The 20,099-nt window shown below is 60.1% G+C and carries 17 protein-coding genes and 1 pseudogene; 12 read left to right on the plus strand and 6 right to left on the minus strand.

What is annotated here, in order from left to right; all coding sequences use genetic code 11:
* Positions 1–549: 549 nt before the first annotated feature.
* Positions 550–3,999: a dermonecrotic toxin domain-containing protein gene (locus tag ACK6BI_RS17885; RefSeq protein WP_409318087.1), complete on the plus strand. Its 3,450-nt coding sequence runs from the start codon at positions 550–552 to the stop codon at positions 3,997–3,999.
* Between the two features lie 12 nt (positions 4,000–4,011).
* On the opposite strand, the gene ACK6BI_RS17890 is transcribed toward ACK6BI_RS17885, so the two are convergent.
* Complete coding sequence (locus ACK6BI_RS17890) at positions 4,012–4,794, minus strand: IclR family transcriptional regulator (RefSeq protein WP_409318088.1); 783 nt, start codon at positions 4,792–4,794, stop codon at positions 4,012–4,014.
* A gap of 163 nt (positions 4,795–4,957) precedes the next feature.
* Here ACK6BI_RS17890 and hmgA point away from each other — a divergent pair, with 163 nt between their 5' ends.
* The 4 genes from hmgA to ACK6BI_RS17910 all read left to right on the plus strand — a co-directional run bounded on the left by hmgA (position 4,958) and on the right by ACK6BI_RS17910 (position 9,663).
* The gene (hmgA, locus tag ACK6BI_RS17895; protein WP_409318089.1) at positions 4,958–6,253 is read left to right on the plus strand and encodes a homogentisate 1,2-dioxygenase; all 1,296 of its coding nucleotides are present in this window, start codon (positions 4,958–4,960) and stop codon (positions 6,251–6,253) included.
* A 3-nt stretch (positions 6,254–6,256) separates the two neighbouring features.
* Entirely contained in the window at positions 6,257–7,561 is a 1,305-nt protein-coding gene (gene fahA, locus ACK6BI_RS17900; RefSeq protein ID WP_409318090.1) for a fumarylacetoacetase, read from the plus strand.
* 12 nt (positions 7,562–7,573) lie between these two features.
* Positions 7,574–8,212 (plus strand): maleylacetoacetate isomerase, encoded by a 639-nt coding sequence (gene maiA, locus ACK6BI_RS17905; protein ID WP_409318091.1) that lies wholly within the window; start codon positions 7,574–7,576, stop codon positions 8,210–8,212.
* A gap of 80 nt (positions 8,213–8,292) precedes the next feature.
* Positions 8,293–9,663, plus strand: a complete 1,371-nt coding sequence (locus ACK6BI_RS17910; protein ID WP_409318092.1) for an MFS transporter — start codon at positions 8,293–8,295, stop codon at positions 9,661–9,663.
* Between the two features lie 51 nt (positions 9,664–9,714).
* Here ACK6BI_RS17910 and ACK6BI_RS17915 read toward each other — a convergent pair whose 3' ends face one another.
* Positions 9,715–10,518, minus strand: a complete 804-nt coding sequence (locus ACK6BI_RS17915; protein ID WP_409318093.1) for a transglutaminase family protein — start codon at positions 10,516–10,518, stop codon at positions 9,715–9,717.
* A gap of 184 nt (positions 10,519–10,702) precedes the next feature.
* Here ACK6BI_RS17915 and ACK6BI_RS17920 point away from each other — a divergent pair, with 184 nt between their 5' ends.
* A complete protein-coding gene (locus tag ACK6BI_RS17920) occupies positions 10,703–11,722 on the plus strand; it encodes a Glu/Leu/Phe/Val dehydrogenase dimerization domain-containing protein (RefSeq protein ID WP_409318094.1) in 1,020 nt (339 codons plus the stop codon).
* 154 nt (positions 11,723–11,876) lie between these two features.
* On the opposite strand, the pseudogene ACK6BI_RS17925 reads toward ACK6BI_RS17920, so the two are convergent.
* Positions 11,877–12,134 (minus strand): annotated as a pseudogene (locus tag ACK6BI_RS17925) (YebG family protein); the annotation flags it as partial.
* A 293-nt stretch (positions 12,135–12,427) separates the two neighbouring features.
* Between ACK6BI_RS17925 and ACK6BI_RS17930 the strand changes: the two are divergent.
* A complete protein-coding gene (locus tag ACK6BI_RS17930) occupies positions 12,428–12,928 on the plus strand; it encodes a phosphate-starvation-inducible protein PsiE (RefSeq protein ID WP_065261465.1) in 501 nt (166 codons plus the stop codon).
* Here ACK6BI_RS17930 and ACK6BI_RS17935 read toward each other — a convergent pair.
* From ACK6BI_RS17935 to ACK6BI_RS17945, 3 genes are all read right to left on the minus strand, one after another.
* Positions 12,925–13,242, minus strand: coding sequence for a DUF3509 domain-containing protein (locus ACK6BI_RS17935; RefSeq protein ID WP_409318095.1), 318 nt, complete (start codon positions 13,240–13,242; stop codon positions 12,925–12,927). The two genes, ACK6BI_RS17930 and ACK6BI_RS17935, sit on opposite strands and share 4 nt — an antisense overlap.
* 199 nt (positions 13,243–13,441) lie before the next feature.
* On the minus strand, positions 13,442–14,743 hold the full coding sequence (locus ACK6BI_RS17940) for an HAAAP family serine/threonine permease (RefSeq protein WP_409318096.1): 1,302 nt from the start codon (positions 14,741–14,743) through the stop codon (positions 13,442–13,444).
* 63 nt (positions 14,744–14,806) lie between these two features.
* Entirely contained in the window at positions 14,807–16,183 is a 1,377-nt protein-coding gene (locus ACK6BI_RS17945) for an L-serine ammonia-lyase (RefSeq protein ID WP_409318097.1), read from the minus strand.
* 135 nt (positions 16,184–16,318) lie between these two features.
* On the opposite strand from ACK6BI_RS17945, the gene ACK6BI_RS17950 reads away from it, so the two are divergent.
* The 5 genes from ACK6BI_RS17950 to ACK6BI_RS17970 all read left to right on the plus strand — a co-directional run bounded on the left by ACK6BI_RS17950 (position 16,319) and on the right by ACK6BI_RS17970 (position 20,007).
* Complete coding sequence (locus ACK6BI_RS17950) at positions 16,319–17,266, plus strand: LysR substrate-binding domain-containing protein (protein WP_409318098.1); 948 nt, start codon at positions 16,319–16,321, stop codon at positions 17,264–17,266.
* A 200-nt stretch (positions 17,267–17,466) separates the two neighbouring features.
* Positions 17,467–17,874, plus strand: a complete 408-nt coding sequence (locus ACK6BI_RS17955; RefSeq protein ID WP_409318099.1) for an HPF/RaiA family ribosome-associated protein — start codon at positions 17,467–17,469, stop codon at positions 17,872–17,874.
* Between the two features lie 212 nt (positions 17,875–18,086).
* On the plus strand, positions 18,087–18,392 hold the full coding sequence (locus ACK6BI_RS17960; protein WP_409318100.1) for a DUF3649 domain-containing protein: 306 nt from the start codon (positions 18,087–18,089) through the stop codon (positions 18,390–18,392).
* A 62-nt stretch (positions 18,393–18,454) separates the two neighbouring features.
* Positions 18,455–19,021 (plus strand): RNA polymerase sigma factor, encoded by a 567-nt coding sequence (locus ACK6BI_RS17965; protein ID WP_409318101.1) that lies wholly within the window; start codon positions 18,455–18,457, stop codon positions 19,019–19,021.
* Positions 19,018–20,007, plus strand: a complete 990-nt coding sequence (locus tag ACK6BI_RS17970; RefSeq protein WP_409318102.1) for a FecR family protein — start codon at positions 19,018–19,020, stop codon at positions 20,005–20,007. The genes ACK6BI_RS17965 and ACK6BI_RS17970 overlap by 4 nt, the downstream gene beginning before the upstream one ends.
* The last annotated feature ends 92 nt before the right edge of the window (positions 20,008–20,099 follow it).

Genomic DNA, 20,099 nt, shown 5'->3' on the forward strand with positions numbered 1-20,099 from the left:
ACAGGCGTTGTTGCTGACGATGTGCGAAATAATCATCGTTATTCGTTGAACGACTGCCCGGCAGTACTTTGAAGTGGGCCGGTCATTCCAATGTGCCGACAATATTGCTGAAAGCTTGAAAGGTAAGTGTCGAGCGCTTGTGTTGAGTGGACACAATAAAAGAGATTTTCGGATCGAAGTGGTGATGAAAGTTGATTGAGTTCGCGAGTGTCTCAAATTCTGAAGTTGACCGCTTCTGGAAGTATCAGTCGAAAATGGGTGGGCAAGTTTTTTCATCCCGTTGCATAGGGTTAAAGTTCATGTCTGAGAAGTTTTCGTCAAAATGAGCATGAAGCGTTGCGCGCATGCCGTGGCGCGGGCGGGAATATTGGAGTTGCGCCGTTAACTGTCAGTTAATGAAGTTATAGGTCATGCGGGGGAGGCTGAAGTTTTCAATACTTCGTAAACTCAATGGGGTGTTTTTTTTTGGTGCTTTTCAAACTAGGTTAATTACACGGACCGGGTGATGTTGGATTGCCTGGTCGTAATGTGTATTTGCGGAGTTTGTTTATGAGTGCCATGGAAAAAAATTCGATTGAAGCAGGTCTTGGTAAAGTTGATCAGGGTTTTGTAGAGTTTGAACGCATGCTGGGAACGCTGCCTTCGTTCAAGTCGCTTTTACAGGATTTGGTGTTAAAAGAACTTCAGACTCTGCTGCCGGACATTTACATCAGCAAGACTTACATCACCGCGCGAGGTCCGGAAATCGTCAATCCACAACCGACCGGGCTGCTCATGGACGTATTCATGCAGTGCCTGGCGCTGGGCCGGGCCCCCGTCTATGACGCCAGCCAATACGGCGTTTACGACTGGCCCGACTCCACGGATGACGAGGATCGAATCCAGGGGCTTGATGTGGCTGCCGTCGGCTCGGTGATCGGGAGCGTATTGGGCTCGCTGGTTCATCTGTACCCGCCCTTGTTGACGCAATACTGGGCCGCGTCTTCCGGCAAGGATGACAAGGGGCGTGCGCTGCCGTCGCGCAGTCGTCAGCTTCAGGATGCCTATGCAGCCCTGTTCTGGCATGAATTGAGTGCGACAGTGCAGTTGCAGGGTGTGCGGCCGGAAGTAGAGGAAAGTTTTGCCGTCTACATCAGGGGCGCATCCATGACGCCTGCCTACAGTGTTTCTCTGCAACTGGAGAACGGTCGTTTCGCGACGCTGGCCGGTTGCTTTGTCACTTACCTCGCTGGCCGCTCAGTCTCTGAAATGATCGCCGGTGATGATGAATGGGTCGTTCTGTTCACTCATGTGAACGGCCTGGAAACATTCCGCACATCGGCCATGATGCAGCGGGTTCTGGAGCAGCGGCTGGAGAACGCAGAAAGCCGGGCGCAACTGCTCAAGGGGATCTCGCTCGAGGACGCCGCTCAAGTCAGAAGTGTTCCGGATATCCGTTACTTGAACATCCAGGGTGAACTCTTCCGGACAGTCACGGCCCAGTTGCTTGACAGGCAGCAAAGCGACGTCGCCTGGCATCTTCGCCAACTGGAAAAAAGTGGTTCAGATCTGCATGCCATCATTCGTTCCATCGAATCGACCCATCGTCAGGAGGACGTCATCGGCGCCGCCAGGGGACGCATCGCCCGTCTGCTGGTCTTGATGAACAAAAAAAAACGGCCGCAATGGCTCAAGGACGCTCCCGCCACCCATCAGGAAGTTTTCGCCTCGATGGAAAAGGAATTACTCAGAAGCCAGGTGGCATTGCATGAGTCGATGGGCGGGGTTTCTTCATTCCAGGAGTATGTGCGCGGTGTCGTCGAAACTCATATTTCCGCAGGCGATACACAACGTGTGGACCCAGATGCGATCTGGGTGACGGTGCAATATTCTCTGCCGATGGGCAGTCGGTATATCGAGCATATCGAGCGTAAAACCCTGACCCAGCTTTTCATGTATGGCGTACATGACAAGAGGGCACCTTACTCGATCAGGTTCGAGGCGTTTCACAATAATCCGCGACTGACAGCGTCCAGTATCGAGCACGCCATCCGCCAATTTGATCTGCGAGTGCAATACGCCAGCGAACGCAATGATCGCTTTGGGCGGGAGCCGGTCAGAGAGGCCATGCGCGAAGTGCTGGCGCAGCAGATTGCCGTCAGCCACTTCGCTGCGATCCTGCAACAGCACATCACTGCGCAGGCGCAGAACATTGTGCAGCGCTATCTGCTTGGCGACCCGGCAATGGAAGCATCGGGTGTTGCTTTCCGCCGATACTACCGGCCGTTCAAAGACATGATTGCCTTTCGTGCGAAAGGACCGACGCCTGATCGCTCGATGCATGTTCTGTATGCGCCCGGCGCACCGGCAGGGCAACAATGGTTCGAATTCACCGATCTGACGGCATTGAAGCGGCAATTCATTGCATGGGGGTTCGAGACCCGTGAACGTGACTTCCTCATCCGTCAGGCGTTCAGCGAAGACCGCGCGGACTTCGAGAAAAACTACCTTTCCTACAGTGACCCGGGCCCGGTATTCCAGCCATGGTGGTGGGAGGGTGTGACATTGGTGCAATGGACGCAGGGACTTGATGGCGGTCCGTTGATGGGGGCCATTCACCGGTTGATCGAATGGGAAGTTGCAGAGGAAAGAGTGGCCACGCCCGTCTGGTTCCGCAACGCGGCCGCACAGGATCGTGAGCGGCTCACCCGGCTGAATACGGAGTTCAGGGCGATCTATGAAGTCTCAAAAGATGAACTGAATATCCCCACCATGATGTCGTTTTCCCGAGATCTGGTGATGGAAAGGCTCAACAGTCACCTGCGCCGGTCTGACCCGAAACATCCACTGATCGATCCTGATCAAGTGAACGTCAAGGTGAGGGGGCAGGAGTGGATGACGCTCACTCAACTATTCATTCAATGGCAGCTCTGGCCGAGCGATGACAAGGTGGCGTTCATCGCCAGAAATGGCTCCTCGCTCGGGAGTCTGAACGCGAGCGATGTTAAATCATTGATCAATCTGCGACCGGCCATGGCGTATGAGTGGTATCTGGTTGACCGTTTCGCCAACTCCCCGTCGCAAGACCTCAAGGCGAAGCTCTTCTGCAAGGTCAAGCAGAACGAAATGCTCAGGGGCGCATTGATCCAAAAGATGCAGGGTTCTCTGTCCTCCGAACAATTCGATTGGCTGACGGGACTGATCGAGGGACTGGATCATGACCGTCCTCATGAGCTGGAACCGTTCAAGCCTGGAACCACGCCGCAGGAGGGCGTCTACACCCTGGCTCTTGAAGGCCGGCGTATCGAAGGTGCCTACACCTTCGGCCGCAGGGTGGCGGGAAAACTGCAACTGCTGGTCTACATTCCCAAGGCACCGGACGGTTTGAGCTTTCGCCCGCTCGAGTCGCTGACGCTGGGACTCAAGGACGGCAGTCTGGGCGATCATGTCGTTGCACTGACAAGGCTGGAGCACCGGGCCGTCGTGCAGAACTTCGTCACTCGTTGCCAGAACGCTGTGAATGCTCTCCCGGCGCCTGCATTGAATAACAGTTATGCCGTGACTCATTTCAAGTTCGAGTTCGACAGCATGATTTCGCGGGTGCTCAGCGACGTTGACCATCAGACGACTACGCCTGCCGAACGATTCTGGAACACGGTGCTGGTGGTCACGGAACTGGCGCTGGATATCGTCTCGCTGTTTGTCCCGCCGGTAGGGCTGGTCACCAGCATCGTACGGATCACCCGATCGATCGTTCAAGGCATCGTTGCCTACAGCCTGGGCGATGACGAAGCTGGCAAACATCATCTAGCCTCTGCCTGGAGAAGCTCCATTCTCTTGTACGTCGGCGTGATCGCGGGAGTGGGTGGATCGGTTTCTGCGGTGGGAGCGTTGTCACGCGTCAAGGACATCGCCGACATCGTATCGACCGCGACCGGCGTGCCGGTCGGGATCGGTTATATCACCGCAGCGGTTTCTCCCCATGTGATTGCGGACAGCAAGACCCGTATCGCCGGCTGATCATTCAATCCTTCAGGCCGTCTGATACCCCATCCGCCAGCTCACGGCCTGCGTCGCAGCCAACAGCCGCTGCGCCGCCGGGCCGTTTTCGTCGGCGTGGAACAACGAGGTCGGGCCGACGATGGTCAACACCGCTGCGATCTGCCCGAGGGCGTTGAACACCGGTGCCGAGAGGGCATCGACACCCGGCATCAGCAAACCATGGACATGATGCAGACCGCGTTCGCGGATCTGTTCGCACAACACTGCAAAAGCTTTTTCGTCTGCCAGCGGATGGGCGCCGACGGCGATTTCCTGTTCGCGCAATTCGTCGGTTTCCCGATGCGGCAGATAGGCGCCGAACACCAGACCTGTCGAAGAACTGAGCAGCGGCAACACCGAGCCCAGTTGGGTGACCACCGTCACCGCCCGCACCGCCGGTTCGATGTGCACCACGGTCGCGCCCTGATTGCCCCACACCGCCAGGAAACAGGTTTCGTTGAGTTCGTCGCGCAGTTCGGCCAGGGGCAGGGCGGCGACTTTCAGCACGTCCATACTGTTGAGTGCCGCCAGGCCCACGCGCAGGGCCTCACGACCCAGGCCGTAATGGTTGGTGGCAGTGTTCTGCTCGGCGAAACCGCTGGCGATCAATGCCTGCAGATAGCGGTGAACCTTGCTCGCCGGCATCTGCACATGTTCGGCCAGACGCGACAGCGAAGTGGACGGCGACAACTCGGCCAACGCCTTGAGGATGTCGGTGCCGACTTCGGCGGAGCGGACTTTCTGTTTGCCGTTGCTGTCGCTGGTTTTTTCCATGGTGCTGCGTTGTCCCGGAACGAATGGGCGTCTTTATAGCTTGACGCTGGATAGCGAGCAAATTACGTTATGCGTAATCGAATTACGATAAAAATAACCCCGGCGTGCCAAGACCTCTGACCCAGAGCGTCCGGCCATGCCGACTCCCTGCTCAGGAGGCTCCATGAACCTCGATTCAGCCCTGGCTTACCAGTCCGGTTTCGGTAACGAATTCAGCTCCGAAGCGTTGCCGGGCGCACTGCCCGTCGGCCAGAACTCCCCGCAGAAAGCCCCTTACGGTCTCTACACCGAACTGTTCTCCGGCACCGCATTCACCATGATCCGCAGCGAAGCGCGGCGCACGTGGATGTACCGGATCCAGCCGTCGGCCAATCACCCGGCATTCGTCAAACTGGAGCGGCAACTGGCGGGCGGCCCGTTGGGCGAAGTCACCCCCAATCGCCTGCGCTGGAACCCGCTTGATATCCCGGCCGAACCGACCGATTTCATCGACGGTCTGGTGAGCATGGCGGCTAACTCCGCTGCCGAAAAACCGGCTGGCATCAGCATCTACCACTACTGCGCCAACCGTTCGATGGAGCGGGTGTTCTTCAATGCCGACGGCGAGCTGCTGCTGGTGCCGCAATTGGGGCGTCTGCGCATCGCCACCGAACTCGGCGTGCTGGAGTTGGCGCCGCTGGAAATCGCCGTGTTGCCACGGGGCCTGAAATTCCGCGTCGAATTGCTGGATGCGCAGGCGCGCGGTTACATCGCCGAAAACCACGGCGCGCCGCTGCGTCTGCCGGATCTGGGACCGATCGGCAGCAACGGTCTGGCCAATCCACGGGATTTCCTGACCCCGGTCGCCGCCTACGAACACCTGCAGCAACCCACGACGCTGGTGCAGAAGTTCCTCGGCCAGCTGTGGGGCACCGAACTCAATCATTCGCCGCTGGACGTGGTCGCCTGGCACGGCAACAACGTGCCGTACAAATATGACCTGCGCCGTTTCAACACCATCGGCACCGTCAGCTTCGATCACCCGGACCCGTCTATCTTCACCGTGCTGACCTCGCCAACCAGCGTCCACGGTATGGCCAACCTCGACTTCGTGATCTTCCCGCCGCGCTGGATGGTGGCCGAGAACACCTTCCGTCCGCCGTGGTTCCACCGCAACCTGATGAACGAGTTCATGGGCCTGATTCAGGGCGAATACGACGCCAAGGCCGAAGGTTTCGTGCCCGGCGGTGCATCGCTGCACAGCTGCATGAGCGCCCATGGCCCGGACGGCGAGACCTGCACCAAAGCCATCAACGCGGACCTGAAACCGGCCAAGATCGACAACACCATGGCCTTCATGTTCGAGACCAGCCAGGTGCTGCGCCCAAGCCGCTTCGCCCTCGACTGCCCGCAACTGCAACCCAGTTATGACGCCTGCTGGGCCACGCTGCCCGCCACGTTCGACCCGACCCGGAGATAACCCATGACTCAGAATTCCATTACCCGCAGTTGGGTCGCCTCGGCCAACGGCCACGCCGATTTCCCGTTGCAGAACCTGCCGCTGGGTGTGTTCAGCATCGACGGTTCGGCACCGCGTGCAGGCGTGGCGATTGGTGAACACATCTTCGATCTGCAAGTGGCTCTGGAGGCCGGGCTGTTCGACGGCGTTGCGCGCAGTGCAGTCGAAGCCATGCACGGCGGCCAGTTGAACGCCTTCTTCGAGCTCGGCCGCGATGCGCGTGTGGCCTTGCGCGAGCGCCTGCTGGAGCTGTTCAGCGAGGGCAGTACCCATCGTGGCAGCATCGAAGCCCAAGGCGCAAAACTGCTGCCACTGGCCGCCGATTGCCAGATGCATCTGCCGGCGCGCATCAGTGACTACACCGACTTCTACGTCGGCATCGAGCATGCGCAGAACGTCGGCAAACTGTTCCGCCCGGACAACCCGTTGCTGCCGAACTACAAACATGTGCCGATCGGCTATCACGGTCGCGCATCCACCGTTCGCGCCTCCGGTGCCGACGTGCGCCGTCCGAAAGGTCAGACCCTGCCGGCCGGTGCGAGCGAGCCGACCTTCGGCCCATGCGCGCGGCTGGACTATGAGCTGGAACTGGGAATCTGGATCGGTCAAGGCAACGAAATGGGCGAGCCGATTGCCATTGGCGATGCCGCCGAACACATTGCCGGTTTCTGCCTGCTCAACGACTGGTCGGCCCGTGACATCCAGGCCTGGGAATATCAGCCGCTCGGTCCGTTCCTGTCCAAGAGCTTCATCACCAGTGTCTCGCCATGGGTGGTAACCGCCGAGGCGCTGGCGCCATTCCGCACCGCGCAACCGGCCCGCCCGCAAGGCGATCCGCAGCCGCTGCCGTATCTGCTCGACAAGCGCGATCAGGATGGCGGTGCTTTCGACATCGAGCTGGAGGTGCTGCTGCTCACCGAGAAGATGCGCGAGCAGAACCTGCCGGCCCATCGCCTGACCCTGAGCAATACCCGCTACATGTACTGGACCGTCGCGCAAATGGTGGCGCACCACAGCGTCAACGGTTGCCAGTTGCAGGCCGGTGACCTGTTCGGTTCGGGCACTTTGTCCGGCCCTGAAAACGGTCAGTTCGGCAGCCTGCTGGAAATCACCGAGGGCGGCAAAAAGCCGATCGAACTGGCGTCCGGTGAAGTACGCAAATTCCTTGAAGACGGTGATGAAATCATCCTGCGTGCTCGCTGTGCCCGCGAAGGTTTCGCCTCGATAGGCTTCGGCGAATGCCGTGGCACCGTACTGGCGGCACGCTGACAGGAGCGGCTCATGGATCTCTATACCTATTACCGTTCCACCTCGTCATACCGGGTGCGGATCGCGCTGGCGCTCAAGGGTCTCGACTACGAGGCGTTGCCGGTCAACCTGATCGCACAACCGGGTGGCGAGCATCGGCAACCGGCGTACCTGGCGGTCAATCCCCAGGGCCGGGTGCCTGCCTTGCGCACCGACGATGGCAAGCTGCTGATTCAGTCGCCGGCGATCATCGAATACCTGGAGGAACGTTTTCCACAGGTGCCATTGCTGCCCGAAGACCTCGTAGCCCGCGCACAGGTGCGCGGCGTGGCTGCAGTGATCGGCTGCGATGTGCATCCGCTGCACAACGTCAGCGTGCTTAATCGGCTTCGTGGTCTGGGTCATGACGAATCGCAGGTCAACGAGTGGATCGCTCACTGGATCGGTCAGGGTCTGGCGACGGTGGAGCAGTTGATCGGCGACAGCGGCTTCTGTTTCGGCGAGTGGCCGTGCGTGGCTGACGTGTATCTGATTCCGCAGTTGTACGCAGCCGAGCGTTTCAATGTTTCGCTTGAGGCGTATCCACGGATTCGTCGGGTGGCGGCGCTGGCCGCCGAACATCCGGCGTTCATCGCGGCACATCCCGCGAACCAGCCGGACACGCCGAAGTAGCATTTGATGGCTCCCGTGCAATGCACGGGAGCCATTGCGGTTACCCGAAAAAATCATAAAAACAAAACAGGTACCTTGCGATGCACAACCAGATTGCCAGCTTCCGGGCGGCACTCGACGCCCGTCCTGTGTCCCGCTTTCAGTGGTTGCTCCTGATCCTTCTCGCCTTGCTGCTGGTCACCGACGGCTATGACGCCCAGGTGCTCGGTTACGTGGTGCCGGCGCTGGCGCAGGACTGGGGGCTGGAGAAATCGGCGTTCGGTCCGGTGTTCAGCGCCAACCTGCTCGGTCTGACACTCGGTTCTCTGGCCGTGACGCCGCTGGCCGACCGTTTCGGCGTGCGGCGGATCTTGCTCGCGTGCGTGCTGATCTACGCCAGTCTCACCGTGCTGATGGTGTTTGCCGACTCCCTGAATACGTTGATGATCGCGCGCTTCATCTGCGGCATCGGCATGGGCGGCGCGATGCCCAGCGCCATGGCGTTGATGTCGGAGTATTCACCGCCACGCCTGCGTACGCTGATGGTGACGCTGGCGGCGTGCGGCTTTTCCTTCGGCGGGGCGGCGGGTGGTTTTGTCGCGGCCGGTTTCATCGATCGTTTCGGTTGGCAGGCAGTCTTTCTCGCTGGCGGTGTCACGCCGTTGCTGTTGTTTCCGTTTCTCTGGTGGATGCTGCCGGAGTCCTTGCCGCGCCTGCTGCGTGACGCACCGCCCTATACGCGCCTGCGCAAGGTCACCGCGAAAATGCTGCCGGACTGGCAACCGTCCGTTGCATCGGTCGAGCAGAACGAGCGCGAGCAGGGCAGCAAACTGACCGTGGTTGAATTGTTCCGCAACGGTTATGCGCGCCCGACGTTACTGATCTGGTCGACTTTTTTCGTCAGCCTGATCCTGCTGTATTTCATGATCAGCTGGCTGCCGTCCCTGCTGCTGGAAAGTGGCCTGAAACTCAATGAAGCGAACCTGGTGACGTCGATGTTCCTGTTCGCCGGTACGTTGGGGGCGATCTGCATGGCGTGGTTTGCCGACCGATTGAAAAGCAAGGTGCGTCTGTTGTCCGCTGTGCTGGCGGGCGCGGCGCTCTGCGCGATTCTGCTGGGCCTCAATCACGACAATCCGCGTTATCTGGTGGCCTGTGTATTTGCAGCAGGGTTCTGCATCATCGGCGGGCAGCTGACGCTGAACGCGTTCGCCAGCAATTTCTATCCGGCCCACGTGCGCGCTACCGGCACCGGTTGGGCGCTGGGAGTGGGGCGTTTCGGGTCGATTCTCGGGCCGCTGTTGGGCAGCCTGCTGCTGGCAATGCACATTCCGGTGCAGCAGATTTTCTTCTTCTGCGCGATCCCGGCAGTGATGGCGGCGTTGTTGATCATTCAGGTGCGTTCGCCTTCGCAGCTTGCGCAAAACCCTGTGGGAGCGAGCCTGCTCGCGAAGAACGATAACGCGGTTTGATAGAGAAACCGTGTCGGCTGATTCGCGAGCAGGCTCGCTCCCACAAAGGCGTCAGTGGACGACTGAGTTCGGCGGCAGATGCCCCAGCCGTTCCGTCAGGCGAAGCCGCTGAATCGGGTCCTCGCTGAGCAGCAATGCGTGCTCGAGATCGAAACGTTCGGCGTTCGGACAATCGAGACGCTGATACAGACTGGCCCGGGCCAGATAGTCGGCGGCGCTGGCATCGCCCAGTTCGAGCACGCGTTCGGCATCGATCAGTGCCGCGATGCAGTCATCGTGGGTCAGGTGCAACTGGCGCAGATTGCGCGACAGGCGCTGCAGCATTTGCAGCGGTGTGGCAGCCAGCAGGTGATCGGCATTGAGCTGTATCTGCTGGCCGTACTGACGATGCAGCAGTTCGCGGCAATCGTTGGGATACAGGCGTCTTCCGCCGCAAGGATCAAGCAGGTGATCGGCGCCGGGAACCTTCAGCAGGAAATGCCCGGGGAAATTCACGCCAACCAGCGGAATCTCCAAGCCTCGCGCCAGTTCCAGCGCAATCAGCGCCAGCGCCAGGGGTTGCCCGCGACGGGTCTGCAGCACCTTGTTCAGCAGCGCCGCCTGCGGGCGCAACGGCACAAAATCGTCTTGCGCGAACCCCAGCTCGACCATACGCCGCAGCAACGGTTGCGCCAGTTCGCTGACCGGTAACAACGGCAAGCCAAAGCTCACCCGCTGTTGCAGGTCGATGAAGTCCTGCAACAGCGCATTGGGGGCGACATGTTTATCGTGTTCGGCAGCCATCCACAGCGCTGCCTCCAGCAGTGCGGGCGGTGAACGGTGCAGGCAGTCGAAAAAACGTTGGCGCGCACTCATCGGAATCTCCGGGCAATGCCTCGTTTTTAGCCCCGTCTTCATCATTCGTCCAGTGCTGGAGGGCTCTGCGATCGGGTTATGCCACCACGCACTGAGCGTTAAGGCGCTTATTCCCGTGCGCTTCAGCAATTTTTGCGCGCAAGCCTATACTGGCGACTACCAGAAGTGATTCGGGAGCCTGCCGATGTTCGCTCTCATGCAAAGCACTCGCCTGGAATCGCTGCACCTTAGCGTTGATCCGGTTAGCGGATTGAAGGCGGTCATTGCCATCCATAACAGTCGCCTCGGGCCCGCCCTGGGCGGATGCCGTTATCTTGCTTACCCGAACGACGAAGCCGCGGTTGCGGACGCCATACGCCTGGCTCAGGGCATGAGCTACAAGGCTGCGCTGGCCGGCCTGGCCCAGGGTGGTGGCGTCGCCGTGATTGTGCGGCCGGCCCATGTTGAAAACCGTGGCGCGCTGTTCGAAGCCTTCGGTCGTTGCATCGAACAACTCGATGGCCGCTATATCACCGCCATCGACAGCGGCACTTCGGTGGCGGACATGGACTGCATCGCTCAACAGACCCGACATGTCACCAGCACCACCTCGGCCGGCGACCCGGCGCCTCATGCCGCGATGGGCGTGTTCACCGGAATCCGCGCCACCGCCATGGCGCGGCTGGGCAGCGACAATCTCGAAGGCTTGCGCGTGGCGATTCAGGGGCTGGGCAATGTCGGATACGCACTGGCCGAACAACTGCACGCCGCCGGCGCCGAACTGCTGGTCAGCGACATCGACCACGGCAAGGTGCAACTGGCGATGGAACAGCTCAATGCGCATCCGATTGCCAACGACGCTTTGCTCAGCACACCGTGCGACATCCTCGCGCCATGCGGCCTGGGAGGCGTGCTCAACAGCCACACCGTCACTCAGTTGCGCTGCTCGGCGGTGGCGGGGTCGGCCAACAATCAGCTGACGCATCTGGATGTGGCCGATCAACTGGAGCGGCGCGGTATTCTGTATGCGCCGGATTACGTGATCAATGCCGGTGGGCTGATCTACGTGTCCCTCAAACATCGGGGCGAGGAACTGACCACCATCACCGCGCACCTATCGAAGATCAGTTCACGGCTGACCGAAGTGTTTGCCCACGCCCAGGCGGAAAAACGTTCACCGGCGCGGGTGGCGGACGAACTGGCGGAGAAGGTGTTGTACCGCTGAAGTTTTTCCGGACATGAAAAAGCCCCTGAGTCTTTCCAACCCAGGGGCCATTCAATTCAGCTGTCGGTTACTTCGCCGCCTTCGCTGCCTTGGCAGGTTTGACTGGCGCTTCTGCCGGTTCAGACGCCTCTGCGGCCTCTGTTGCCACAACCGGTGCCGCCGGTGCGTTGATCAGTTCCGACAGGGCATCAGGCTGGCTCTTGAACGCCCGGGCGAACACATCGCGGTTCTTCGCCATGAAGATCCCGACTTCTTCCACCTGCTGCTCGCTCAACGACGGAACGGCTTTTTCCAGTACTTCGGCCAGCAACTCGGCCAGTTCGAGCATTTTGTCATGACGGTCAGCTTCGGCTTTATCCATGAACAAGCGCTCCAGGTCTCGGCTGCTGCGGTATACCACTTCGACGGCCATTCACCACCTCACATGCCTTCACATTGGTTTGTCTTTGCGACTACTGTGTTTATATACAGCTAAAAGGATAAGCGAATCCCTGCGCCTTGGGTAGTGGCTTTTTAATTTAGACCGGATTCGGATTTTGTCAGCCCGCCGGCTGCGTGCGGGTGCGACCAAACGCCACGGCGCGGGTTTCGCGGCGTCTCGCCATGATGGCGTGGCCTCTTTTCTGCATGCCACTGCATGCGTGCGCAATAACCGTCACGTCCAGCGTGCAACATCCGCTCGAACCGGGCTAAGGAACCTTCATCGTGAAAATCAACTGGGCCGAGAAACTGCGGCAAAACGTGCATCAACTGGCCGAGTCCCTGGGCAACCTGTTCGTCGAGACCTTCCACTACCTGGCACTGTTCGCCATCGGTGCGGTGACCGCATGGGCGGCCGTGGTGGAGTTTCTCGGGATGCTCGAGCAAGGGCATATCAAGATCGATGACATCCTGTTGCTGTTCATCTATCTGGAACTGGGGGCGATGGTCGGGATTTATTTCAAGACCAACCACATGCCGGTGCGCTTCCTGATCTACGTGGCGATCACGGCACTGACGCGCCTGCTGATCTCCAACGTCTCGCACCACAATCCACCCGACATGGGCATCATCTACCTGTGCGGCGGGATTCTGCTGCTGGCGTTCTCGATTCTGGTGGTGCGTTACGCCTCGTCGCAATTCCCTTCGGTGAAGATCGAGAAACCGCAACGCAAGCTCGGGGCGGGTTCCGGTGAACACCCCGAGATCGAGAAGGGCGAACTTTAAAGACCGATCGATGGCCGATGCTGGCCGTTGATCTGGCGCGGTGGCGGATTGAGGCCGTCGCCGCGGGTCATGGCCTCCAGGATCGCCATGGCGCTGTGGCCCTGTTCGATGGCGATGCCGAACTGGATGCTTTGCACCAGTCGCTTCAGGCGTTTGGGGTCGTTGCGCTGATCGGCGCTGATCATCCGTTTGGCGACGATCCGGCCGCCGTTTGACAGGGTCAGCATGATGCTGCCATCGAGGCCCTGAATGCTCAGGTTGATCTGGTAGTCCGGCGCGAAGGCATCGGTAATGATCTGAAAAGGATTGTCCATGATGCGTCACCGCCTGATTGAACGTGCAGTTGTTGACCGGCCGTGATCGGGTTGGTTCGCCAAACCTGACCGTCGGCCCTTCCGTGGTCCTGTCTCCTTCAGCGATATAGCAAGGGACATGCCGGGAAGATTGTCGAACAATGAAACCGGTAAAAAAGAGGGCGAGCCCATGGCTCGCCTTCTTCGTTTACGGCCCGTTTCAGGGCAGAACCGAGTAGATGATCGCCGACAGTGCAATCAGGCCGATCAGCACCACGAACACGTTGGACGCCTGGCCCGAGTACTGGCGCAGAGCTGGCACGCGACGGATGGCGTACATCGGCATCAGGAACAGCAGGCAGGCAATCACCGGCCCGCCGAGGGTTTCGATCATGCCGAGGATGCTCGGGTTGAAGGTCGCCACGGCCCAGCAACTGAGGATCATGAACAGCGCTGTGGCGCGATTCAGCCAGCTCGCCGATACCACTCGGCCACGGCCGCGCAGGCTTTTGACGATCATGCCCTGGAAGCCTTCGCTGGCGCCGATGTAGTGGCCGAGGAACGATTTGGTGATCGCCACCAGCGCGATCAGCGGCGCGGCATAGGCGATGACCGGGGTCTGGAAGTGGTTGGCCAGGTACGACAGGATCGAAATGTTCTGCGCCTTGGCCGCCGCCAGATCCGCCGGTGACAGTGCCAGAATGCAACTGAAGCAAAAGAACATCACAGTCACCACCATCATGCCGTGGGCCATGGCGAGGATGCCGCTGCTCTTGCGCTCGGCCTGCTCGCCGTAACGCTGTTTCTGCTCGACGGCGAACGCGGAAATGATCGGCGAATGGTTGAACGAGAACACCATCACCGGAATCGCCAGCCACAGGGTTTTAATGAATACCGACATTTGCATCGGTTCCTGGGCGCTGGCGAAGAAAGTGCCGTTCCAGTTCGGAATCAGGCTGATGCCGAGTAACAGCAGTGCGGCGACGAACGGATAAACCAGCACGCTCATGGCTTTGACGATCACGTCTTGACCGCAACGGACAATGGCCATCAGACCGAGAATCAGCCCCAGCGACAGCACCGCGCGCGGCGGCGGGGCGGTGTGCAACTGGTGTTCGAGGAAACTGCTCAGGGTGTTGGTCAGCGCCACGCTGTACACCAGCAGGATCGGGAAGATCGCAAAGAAATACAGCAGCGTGATCAGCTTGCCTGCGCCGATGCCGAAGTGTTCTTCCACCACTTCGGTGATGTCACCGGAACGACCCGACAACACGAAACGGGTCAGGCCCCGGTGCGCGAAGAAGGTCATCGGGAACGCCAGCAACGCCAGGATCAGCAACGGCCAGAAGCCGCCGACACCGGCGTTGATCGGCAGGAACAAAGTGCCGGCACCGATGGCGGTGCCATACAGGCCGAGCATCCAGGTGGTGTCGAATTTGCTCCAGCCCCTATGGGCGGTTTCGTTATTGCGTGTGCGGGCTACAGCGGGATTATCGGCAGCAGGTGTGCGTACATCGGTCATCGTTTTTGCCTCGTTATTATTCTTGCTCGGGCTCACGTGTTACAGGCGGTCAGGGAGTGCTCCTCAGCACTCCACCCAGCTCACGGCCAGGCCGCCCCGTGAAGTCTCTTTGTATTTGTCATGCATGTCGGCGCCGGTATCGCGCATGGTGCGGATCACCCGGTCGAGGGAAATGAAGTGTTTGCCGTCGCCGCGCAGGGCCATTTGCGTCGCGTTGATCGCCTTCACCGCGGCGATGGCGTTGCGCTCGATACACGGCACCTGCACCAGCCCGCCGACCGGGTCACAGGTCAGGCCGAGGTTGTGTTCCAGACCAATTTCGGCGGCGTTTTCCAATTGTTCCGGGGTGGCACCGAGCACTTCGGCCAGGCCGGCGGCGGCCATGGCGCAGGCCGAGCCGACTTCGCCCTGGCAGCCGACTTCGGCGCCGGAGATCGAGGCGTTTTTCTTGCACAGGATGCCGACGGCGGCCGCGCCCAGAAAGAACGCGACCACGTCGTCGTCCGACGCCTCCGGATTGAATTTCATGTAGTAGTGCAGAACGGCCGGAATGATCCCGGCGGCACCATTGGTCGGAGCGGTCACCATGCGCCCGCCGGCGGCGTTTTCTTCGTTGACGGCGAGGGCATACAGGTTGACCCATTCCATGGCGGACAGGGTCGAACTGATGACATTCGGCTTGCCGATTTCCAGCAGGCTGCGGTGCAATTTCGCTGCGCGACGCGGAACATTCAGCCCCCCGGGCAGGACACCTTCGTGACGCAGCCCGTGTTCGACGCACTCGCGCATCACCGACCAGATGTGCAGCAGGCCCTGACGGATCTCGGCGTCGCTGCGCCAGGCCCGTTCGTTGGCCATCATCAGTTCGGAAACCCGCAAGTTGTGCTGCTTGCACAGTGCCAGCAGTTCGACGGCGCTGGAATAATCGTAGGGCAACTCGACATCGCTGGCCGCCGCCACTCCGGACTCGGCTTCTGCCGCCTCGATGATGAAACCGCCGCCGACCGAGTAGTACGTTTGTGTGAACAGCTCGGCAGATTCGCCAAAGGCTGTCAGCGACATGGCGTTGGGGTGGTAGGGCAGGCTCTCGTCCAGCAGCAGGAGATCGTGTTGCCAGTTGAAGGCAATGTTTCGCTGCCCGGCCAGGCAGAGTTGGCCGGTTTCCCGCAGTTGCTGGATGCGCGGGTCGATGGTCGATGGATCGATGCTGTCCGGCCACTCGCCCATCAGGCCCATGATCGTTGCGCGGTCAGTGGCGTGACCGACGCCGGTGGCCGAGAGCGAGCCATACAAACGGATTTCCACCCGCTTCACATCCAGCAGCAAATGCTGGTCGATCAGGGCCTGGGCGAAGGTCGCGGCGGCGCGCATCGGGCCGACGGTGTGGGAACTGGACGGACCGATGCCGACTTTGAATAGATCGAAAACACTGATAGCCATGCTAAAGCCTTACAAGCAATGGTGTAGGAATCGCCGCCATTTTTTGTAGGACAAGCGCAATGTCGGCGATACTGCCTACCTCGCTTCAGCGTGACTAACGAAACTTCCTAAGTAAGCCTTTAGCAGGACTAAACCATGAGCCGTCAATTGCATGCCCAGACTTATGTCTGGCTGCAGGTGTTTTCCTGTGCCGCGCGGCACCTTTCGTTCACCCGTTGTGCCGAAGAACTGCACATCACCCCGGGGGCGGTCAGCCAACAAATCCGGCAACTGGAAGAGCGCCTGGGGTTTCGCCTGTTTCACCGTCGCGCCCGAGGCGTGGAGTTGAGTGCGGAAGGGCAGCGGTTGGCGATCACGGTCAACGAGGCTTACGGCAGCATCGATGCGGAATTGCGTCGCCTCGATGCGGGAATGATCAGCGGGATCCTGCGAGTGCGTTCGATACCGTCGTTCCTCAGCAAATGGCTGACCCCACGCCTGCCGCGCCTGCAACAGCGCTACCCGGATATCCAGCTGCGCCTGGTGGCCGAGGACAGCAGCGTGCCGTTGCATGAAGGGGATTTCGACCTGGCCATCGATTTGAACGACGGCAGCTATCCGGGTCTGTTATCCACAGCCTTGCTCGACGAGCAGATTTTTCCGGTGTGTGCGCCGACCCTGTTGCGTGGCCGACCGCCGCTGCACGGACCGGCGGATCTGGTGCATTTCCCCTTGTTGCACGACATCACTGCGTGGCGCGGCAGTTATGAATATGCGGAGTGGGAGTTTTATCTGAATGCTGTCGGTTTCGAGGGCGCCGATGTGCGGCGGGGGCACACGTTCAATCGCAACCACCTGACCATCGAAGCGGCGATTGCCGGTATGGGCGTGGCGATTGCCCGGCGCACGCTGCTCAACGACGAGCTGGAGCGGGGTACCCTGATCGTGCCGTTCGGGATTTCCGTGCCCAACCACAAACGCTATGTGTTGCTCTACGCACCAGGGGCCCTGAGCCATCCGGGCGTGCGTGCGGTGCATGACTGGCTGGTGGAAGAGGCGGAGATTTTCCGTGGCCAGCACCCGTTGAGTGATGGCCAATTGTGAGCAGATTTTTCAAGGCTGCGGGGCGACCCGACTCCCGACCTTACCAGCGCTTTGCCCGGTTGTCCGGCTTTTTTTGCGTATGAATATTTATCTTTTTTCAGGGGTTGAAATGTTCGTCACACGGGCCGATTGTTGTCATCAAGAGGTCACGAAATCCTGTTCAGGGCCTCTTGTGAGCTAGCTGAAATAAGGGATGAACTATGCAAATCCAAGTCAACAGCGACAACCATATTCAAAGCAGCAAACGACTGGAGGAGTGGGTACGTACAACCATTGAGAGCATGCTCGACCGTTATGAGGAAGACCTGACCCGTGTCGAAGTCCATCTGAGCGACGAGAACGGTGACAAGCCGGGCCCCCATGACCTGCGCTGCCAGCTGGAAGCGCGGCCGAAAGGCCAACAACCGATTTCCGTGACCCACAAGGCCGATTCGCTGGAGCAGGCGCTCGAAGGTGCCGCGGAAAAACTCGAACATGCGCTGGAGCACAAGTTCGGCAAGCTGCGCGGCAAGCCACGTGCGAATGTAGTGCCGCTTCAGGGCAAGGCCAATGACCGGCTGCTGGAGGAAGAATTTCTGGAGAACGAACAGGCAGCGATCAACAGGTGATCCGCTGATTTTCCAAGCCACCCAATGAGAACGGGCCTGCCATTGCAGGCCCGTTTTGTTTTCAGCGCAGATCAGAACGCCAGGGAAGTCGCTTATCGAGCGAAAGAGCGCCGGCAATCAGACTCTTTTGCGTATGAGAATATTTATCATTAAAATCGCTGTCCTGCTGCCTCGGTCTGTTGACCGGGCGTTAACCGTTTCCGGGCCGAAACATGAAAGCCAAATTCGCCGCACTTCCCATGTCCTATCGTCTGGCCGTCACTTCGCGGGTGCTCGCAGCGGTGTTCGGCGGGTATCTGCTCGCGGCGCTGGCCAGTCTCACGTTAGCCCTGTGGCTGCCGCTGAACCGTGCTGAAGCAGTCGTCACCGGCATGACGGTCTCGTTTCTCGTCTATCTGGTGGCGGCGCTCTGGTGCTTCGCCTGCCGTAGCGCATGGGCGGCATGGGTCGGGCTGCTGGTGCCGAGCATGATTCTGGCGACGATCTCCGGCGCCGCTCGTGGCCTGGGGTACGCATGAAAGAGGTTTCAAGGCAGGCAATGACCGGCCCGTGCTCCCTGTCGCAGGATGCTTGAACTGACATGCTGATCAGCCATCCCCCCGAGTCCCGCGACGATGAACCCCACGGCGCCCGTGCACATTTTCTGCAGGTGTTTTTGTCCCGGCGTTCGCAAATGGAAGCGTTGGTGAGTCGCCGCGTCGGTTGCCGGGCGACGGCGGCGGATCTGGTTCAGGATCTGTTCCTGCGTTTCTGGCGCCGGCCGCTGGTGCAGGTCGAAGAGCTCGGCACTTATCTGTTGCGCTGCGCCGGTAACATCGCCATCGACCATTTGCGCAGCGAGGGCGCGCGGGTGCGGGTCAACGAAGGCTGGCAGCCGGACGAACCTGACAGCAGCGCCAGCGAACCGCAAGCGGCACTTGAAGCTAGCAACGATTTGCGTCACGTCGAAGCAGCCTTGCGCGCCTTGCCCGAGCGCACGCGGCAGATCTTTTTGCTCAATCGCATCCACGGGCGCAAGTACGCCGAGATCGCCAAAGCCATGGGCCTGTCCCAAAGCGCCGTGGAAAAACATATGATGCGCGCCCTCGAGGCCTGCAAGGCCAGCCTGCGCGAACCCGCGCCACGCCTGCCAGGGAAAGCACCGTGAATCACTCCGACCGCATTACCCCGACGCCGGCTCAGGAGCAGGCGGCCCTGGCCTGGCTGAGCCTGTTGCATGACCACCCAAGCACCGGCGATCAACTGACCTTCAGCCAATGGCTGCATGCCGACCCGGCCCATGCCGAGGCCTACGCCCGGGCGCAAGTCATCTGGGAGTTGAGCGAAGGTCCGGCGCGCACGCTGGCTGACGAAGACGCGCCCGCCCTGCAGGGCTATCTCGACGCGATGGATCGACCACGTCGTCCACAGATCCGGCGTCGGGCCGCCGCGCTGGCGATGGCGGCCTGCCTGTTGTTGATGATCAGCCTCGGCAGCGGTTGGCAGCCGCAGCGCTGGATCGATGATCTGGGCGCCGATTATGTTTCGGCTCCCGGCGAAATCCGCACCGTGACCTTGGCCGATCAGTCCCGGGTCACGCTGGACGCCGACAGCGCCATCGCCGTGGATTTCAGCCATGGCGAGCGTCACGTTCAATTGCGTCGGGGCGCGGGATTTTTCAGTGTGATCCATACCGGGGAGCCGTTCGTGGTCGAGGCCGAAAAAGGCCAGGCGAGGGTGCTCGGCACGCAGTTCGAAGTGCGTTTGCAACCTCATGGCGCACAGGTCACCGTTCTGTCCGGTCGCGTTGGCGTGACAGCATTGCGGGATGCCCAACAGCAGATTCTCACCGCCGGGCAACAAGTGGCGTACGGCAAAGGATCCGCGCAACAACTGCACGCCGTGGACAGCGAAGCGCAACTGGCCTGGCGTCAGGGCTGGCTCACCTATTACCAGTCGACCCTGGCCGAAGTGGTGCAGGATCTGCGGCGCTATTACCCGGGACGGATTGTGCTGCTCAACGATGAACTGGGTGCGCGCAAGGTCAGCGGAAGCTTTCCGTCCAGGGATCCGCAAGCGGTGCTGAATTCTCTGCAAGGGGTACTGGGGTTCGAGCAGCATCAGGTGCTGGGCAGGCTGATTATCCTGCGCTGAAAATATTTTCAGATTTGTGGTGAGGTAAATCCCGACGCCATCCGTGTATTGACTGAAACTGCGAGTCATTCGCATCCGTTGCGGTTCTACAC

The sequence above is a fragment of the Pseudomonas sp. KCJK9016 genome, assembly GCF_046231795.1.
Lineage (GTDB): Bacteria > Pseudomonadota > Gammaproteobacteria > Pseudomonadales > Pseudomonadaceae > Aquipseudomonas > Aquipseudomonas bananamidigenes.